At 67.1% G+C, this 5,634-nt stretch carries 3 protein-coding genes; all 3 read right to left on the bottom strand.

Annotated elements, in window-relative coordinates:
- Window positions 1-19 precede the first annotated feature (19 nt).
- Entirely contained in the window at window positions 20-2,782 is a 2,763-nt protein-coding gene (locus Q0693_RS07695; RefSeq protein ID WP_298630478.1) for a tetratricopeptide repeat protein, read from the bottom strand.
- Window positions 2,783-2,878: 96 nt separating this feature from the next.
- Window positions 2,879-4,195, bottom strand: coding sequence for an isocitrate lyase (gene aceA, locus Q0693_RS07700; protein WP_298630480.1), 1,317 nt, complete (start codon window positions 4,193-4,195; stop codon window positions 2,879-2,881).
- Window positions 4,196-4,350: 155 nt separating this feature from the next.
- On the bottom strand, window positions 4,351-5,634 hold a 1,284-nt coding region (locus Q0693_RS07705), incomplete at its 5' end, for an FAD-dependent oxidoreductase (protein ID WP_298630482.1).

Here is a 5,634-nt window from a genome sequence, read left to right on the forward strand (position 1 = left end):
TCCCCTAAAGTATAGTGATTTAGTCGGGATTTGCCAGGTGGAAGCCCAGGGCTTCGGCAAAGGCCAGGGGGGTAGGGGGAAGCCGCCTTTGGAGCTCGGGGCAGAAGCGGCCCAGGGCCCGGCCCAGCTGGAAGCGAAAAGGTTCGGGAAGGGGGCTTTTCCTCACCTCCAGAACCTTTTGCCAGGCGGCCTCCTTCTCCCCCAGGCCCAAAAGGGCCAGGATCTCCACCGCCCGGGCCTGGGCCAGGAGGCCTGGGTCCTCGAGGGGAGGCAGGGCCACCACCTGGGCCAGAGCCTCCCCAAACCGGCCTTCCCGGGCCAGGGCCTCCGCATAGCCCAGGCGGGCCTGGGCTTCCAGATAGGGGTTTTCCAGGGGAAGGAGGGGTTTTAAGAGGGCCTTGCCCTCTTCCGGGGGCAGAAGGAGGGAAAGGAGGCTAAGGGTGTCCAGGCGGAGAGCGGCATAGCGCTCGGTGGGCTCCTCGGGAATCTCTGCCAGGAGGTCCTGAAGAAGGCGGAAGGCGGTGGGGGCGGTAAGACCCCCAAGGAAGGGGGGGCGGTAGGGTTGGCCGGCCTCCAGGAGAAGATAGGTGGCTCCTAGGCGGAAGAGGGTGCGCAGGTGGCGGTAGCGGGCCTCCTTGGGCCTTTCCCCCGTGGTGCGGAAGTAGGCTTCGGCCAGGACCAGAAATCGTAGGGCGGCAAAAGGGCGGCCCCGGGCGGCCTCGAGGATCCCGGCCTCGCTCTCCACCCGGGCCCGGGTGAAGGGGTCCTCCGCCTCGGCCAGGGCCTTGGCTATGGCCTCGCCCGCCTCCTGGTAAAGGCCCAGGCGCCGGAGGAGGGTGGCGTAGCGGGCCCTTACCCGGGCCACCTCGTCCTTAGGGGCACCCCCTTCCTCCAGGGCCTTTAGGCCTTCCTCCATGCGGGGCTTGGCCTCTAGGCTTCCTAAGCGCATGAGGAGGTCCCCCATCTGGTAGCGGGCCCTCCCCGCGAGGAGGGGGTCGTGGCCCACCTGGGAAAGGGCCTCCAGGGCCTCCCCGTAGCGGCCCAGGTCCTTGGCCACCAGTCCCCGCCACAGGTGTACCCGGTCCTGGAGGAAGGGGGCCACGGGAAGCCCTTGGGCTTCCTCTACGAACCGGGCCGCCTTCTCGTAGTCCCCTTTCCAGCGCTCCACCGCCGCCATGACCAAAAGCCCCTCGGCCTGGGCGGTTTCGTTCAGGAGCGCGAGGTCCTTCTTGGGGGGAAGGAGTTCCTCCGCCTCCTTGTAGAGGGCGGCATCCGCCTTGGCCTCCGCCGCCTTGATGCGGGCCCAGGTGCGCAAGGAGGGGCTTTGGGCCTCCGAGAGCACCCGGAGGGCCTCTTCCGCCTCGGGGTGGGCGTACTGGCCCAAGACCGCCCGGTAGCGCACCACCACCGCGGCCAGGGCCTCGAGGTCCTCCCGGGGCCAGGCCTGGGCCTCCTGCCAGAGCCCGGGAAGGAGGGCCAGCCGGGCAGGGTCCTCCTGCAGAAGATCCAAAAGTACCCGGATTTCCCCCGCCTTGTAGGCGTGATGCAGCTTGCGGAAGAGGTTTTCCTTAGGGAAGAAGGCGAGGGCCAGGCGGTGGAGCTCCTTGGGGGCGTCCTGGGGGAGGAGGCTTCTTAGGGCGGGCCGCACCAAGCCTTCCCCTACCCAGTCCAAAAGGGCCCTTTCCGCTTGCGAAAGGCGTTCCAGAGGCTTGCCCAAGGCCTTTTCCAAGAGCTCTGCGGGGAAGGCGGGATCGGCCTCGGGGCTGAAGGCGGAAAGGGCCAGGAGCAGGGGTCTAAGGGCCGGATCGTCTTGCAAAGGGGTTTGGGGATCGTGCTTGGCGGCTTCCAGAAGCACCAAGCGGGAAAGCTCCCCAAAGTTGCGCCCCGCCTGGTTCACCAAGGCCTCCAGCCTCTCCGGGGGCAGGTGGGGAAGCCGTTCCCGGACAAAGCGCCGGGCCTCCTCCCGGCTCGGAGGGGAGAGGGGTTGGAAGGGCAGGGTGGGGGGTGGCTCGCTTAAGGCCGCCACGTAGGGAATGGTCAAGGCCTTTAGGAAAGGCTCCAGCCAGGCCGCAAGCCCCCTTTGGCTGCCGTCCGGGCCCCGCAGGGGGAGGCCTTCCAAGGTGCCCTCAGCCTCGGCCCGGAGGAGGAGAGGGCGCCCCTCCCGGTTCAGGCCCCGGGCCAGGAGGGTCAGGACCTCCTGCTCCAGGGCTCCTTGCAGGATGTAGGGCTGGGTGGGGGAAAGCTGGGCCAGAAGGGACCGCACCTCCTCCCCTGTTCCCAAGCCCTCGGCCAAGGGGACCAGGGCCTGGGCCAGTTCCCCCCCCAGGTTGAGGAGAAAGGGTTCCTTTCCCGGCAAGGCGGAAAGGGCACGGCTCAAGGCGGCCAAGAGAACCCCCTTGCCCGTGGCCGGCCCCCCCACCACCACCATCTGAGGCTTACCTCCGGCCTCCAGATCCTTCAGGAAACGGCGGAAGATCCGGCGTTTGTCCCGGCCCAGGGTCTTGCGGGCGCTTTCCAGGAAAAGCTCCGCCGGGGGAGGAGGAGGAGGGAGGCCCGCCTCCTGGTACAGGTCGGCGATGACCCCGTAAAGCCTTTCCTTCTCCTCGGGGCTTCCCAGGTCCTTGTAGAGGATGTTGCGCACCGTCCCCGCCTTGCCCCCCCGTTCGCTTATGAGGGCTTCCAGCCAGCGCAAGGAGCCCCGCTTGCCCCGGTGGTCCCGGCCCCTGAGGTGCGGGCGGAGCTCCTCCAGATAGCGCAACCAGGGTGTATGTGCATCCGACATGGTGATTACACTATAGCAGCTCTGGTGTGGCCACAGTCTACCCAGATTAAACCGCCCCCGGTTTGGGGGCGGCGAGGAGGGGCGCAAGGCCTGGCCTCAGTGCACGGGTTCGTTGAACTGGGCCTCCTCGGTGGAGCCCTTGAGGGCCAGGGTGGAGGCCTCCCCCTGGGTCAGGGCCAGGACCACCTCGTCAAAGTAGCCCGCCCCCACCTCCCGCTGGTGTTTGACGGCGGTGAAACCCTGGGCCTGGGCCAGGAACTCCTTCTGTTGCAGTTCCACGAAGGCGGGCATGCCCCGGGTCTTGTAGCCCTTGGCCAGCTCCCAGGTGTAGTAGTTCACCGTGTGCCAGCCCGCCAGGGTGATGAACTGGAACTTGTACCCCATCTCCCCCAGCTCCCGGTTGAACTTGGCGATGGTCTCGTCGTCCAGGAACTTTTTCCAGTTGAAGGAGGGGGAGAGGTTGTAGGCCAGGAGTTTATCCGGGAACTCCTTCTTCACCGCTTCCGCGAACTTGCGGGCCTCCTCCAGGTCGGGCTTGGAGGTTTCCATCCAGATGACGTCGGCGTAGGGGGCGTAGGCCAGGGCCCGGGCGATCCCCGCCTCGAGGCCGTTTTTCACCCGGTAGAAGCCCTCGGGGGTGCGCTCCCCGGGCAGGATAAAGGGCCTGTCCCGCTCGTCTATGTCGCTGGTGATCAGGGTGGCGGCCTCGGCATCGGTGCGGGCGATGATCACCGTGGGCACCCCCATGGTGTCCGCGGCCAGGCGGGCGGCCTGCAGGGTGCGGATGTGCTGGGAGGTGGGCACCAGGACCTTGCCCCCCAGGTGGCCGCACTTCTTCTCCGAGGCCAGCTGATCCTCGTAGTGGATACCCGCGGCCCCCGCCTCAATCATGGCCTTGGTGAGCTCAAAGACGTTCAAGGCCCCGCCAAAGCCTGCCTCGGCGTCGGCCACGATGGGCACGTACCAGTCCCGGGTCACCTTGCCCTCGGAGCGCTCGATCATGTCGGCCCGCATCAGGGCGTTGTTGAGGCGCTTCACGATCTGGGGCACGGAGTTATAGGGGTAAAGGGACTGGTCGGGGTAGGTCTGCCAGGCCAGGTTGGCGTCGGCGGCCACCTGCCAGCCGGAGAGGTAAATGGCTTCCAGCCCGGCCCGCACCATCTCCACCGCCATGGCCCCGGTGTAGGCCCCGAAGGTGTGCACGTAAGGGCGCTCGTGCAGGAGTTGCCAAAGTTTCTCTGCCCCTCGCTTGGCTAAGGTGTACTCCACCTTCACGCTGGGCCGAAGCCGCACCACATCCTCGGGGCGGTAGTCCCGCCTCACCCCCTTCCACCGGGGGTTGGTGGCCCACTCCCGCCTAAGCTCCTCCGCCTCTTGCCGCATCTCGGGGGTCAGCATGCTTAAGGGATCCATCCCTCACCTCCCAAGTCCAGTCTGGAGCTGGGAGAAGTTACAGTGTAGGGTGTAAGGCAAGAGGCTTAACACCCCTTGATGGTGTTTTCCCCTCCCAGCTACACCGGTTTACAGCCTTGTCGGGGCTTACGGGGAACCCCAGCTGGGCTTTGGGGTCACCTGGCTTGCTGGGCGGCGATGAGAAGGGGGTCCCAGACGGGGCTATAGGGCGGGGCGTAGGCCAGGTCCAGGCTCAGCAGGTCCTCCAGCGTGCCCCCTTGGTGCAGCAGGGCGGCTAGGGCATCTATGCGCAAGGCCCCGTGCCCATGGGCCACCACCGCCCCACCCAGAAGCCTTCCCGTCCCCTCTTCGTAGACGAGCTCCACCCAAAGGGGCTGGCTTCCTGGGTAGTAATGGGCCCCGTCCCGGCTTTGGATGAAGACCTTCTTGGCCTGGAAGCCCTCCCTTAAGGCGGCCTCGTGGGATAACCCGGTGGTGGCCACCGCCAAACCGAAGGTCTTGAAGATGGCCGTGCCCACCACTCCCCCGAAGCGGGCCTCCTTGCCGGCGATGACCGCCCCGGCGGTGCGGCCATGCTTATTGGCCACGTCCCCCAAGGGAAGCCAGTAGGGGCGCTTCAGCACCTGGTGGAAGCTTTCCGCCACGTCCCCGGCGGCATACACGCCTTCCAGGTTGGTGCGCATTCTTTCGTCGGTGGCGATGGCCCCCGTGGGGCCCAAGGCCACCCCCATGGCCTGGGCCAAGAGGGTGTTGGGCCTGACCCCCGTGGCCACCAGGACCAGGTCGGCGGGCACCACCCCTTCCGAGGTTTCCACCGCCTCCACCCGGCCCTGGCCCCTGAAGGCCACCACCCTCACCCCCGTCCAGACCTCCACCCCATGGCGCTCCAGCTCTTCCTTGAGGAGATGGCCCACCTCCCCATCCCAGTGGGGTAAGGGGCGGTCCTTGAGCTCCAGGAGGGTGACCTCGAGGCCCCGCTTGCGGAAGGCCTCGGCCACCTCGAGGCCGATGTACCCCGCCCCCAGGATGGCGGCCCTTTTGGCCCCTTCCAGGGCGTTGAGGAGCTTTTGGCCATCCTCCATGCTCCTTAGGGTGTAGACCCCTGGCTGCTCCGTGCCCGGGATGGGGGGAAGGATGGGCTTAGCCCCGGTGGCCAGGACCAAGTGGTCGTAGCGGTCCTGGAAGGTGCGCCCTTCCTGGTGGTCAAAGACGGTGAGGGTTTTGAGCTCGGGGTCCACGTCCACCACCTCGTGATGGGTGTGGATCCCTACCCCTTGCTTTCGGAACTCCTCCGGGGTCCGGGCCACCAGCTTTTCCAGACGGGGAATCTCCCCGGAAAGCACGTAGGGCAGGCCGCAGGCCCCGTAGGAAACCCAGCCCGACTTTTCGTAGACCACCACCTCGAGGTCCGGGTTTTCCCGCTTGGCCTTGGCGGCGGC

Source organism: uncultured Thermus sp., assembly GCF_938010445.1.
Lineage (GTDB): Bacteria > Deinococcota > Deinococci > Deinococcales > Thermaceae > Thermus > Thermus altitudinis.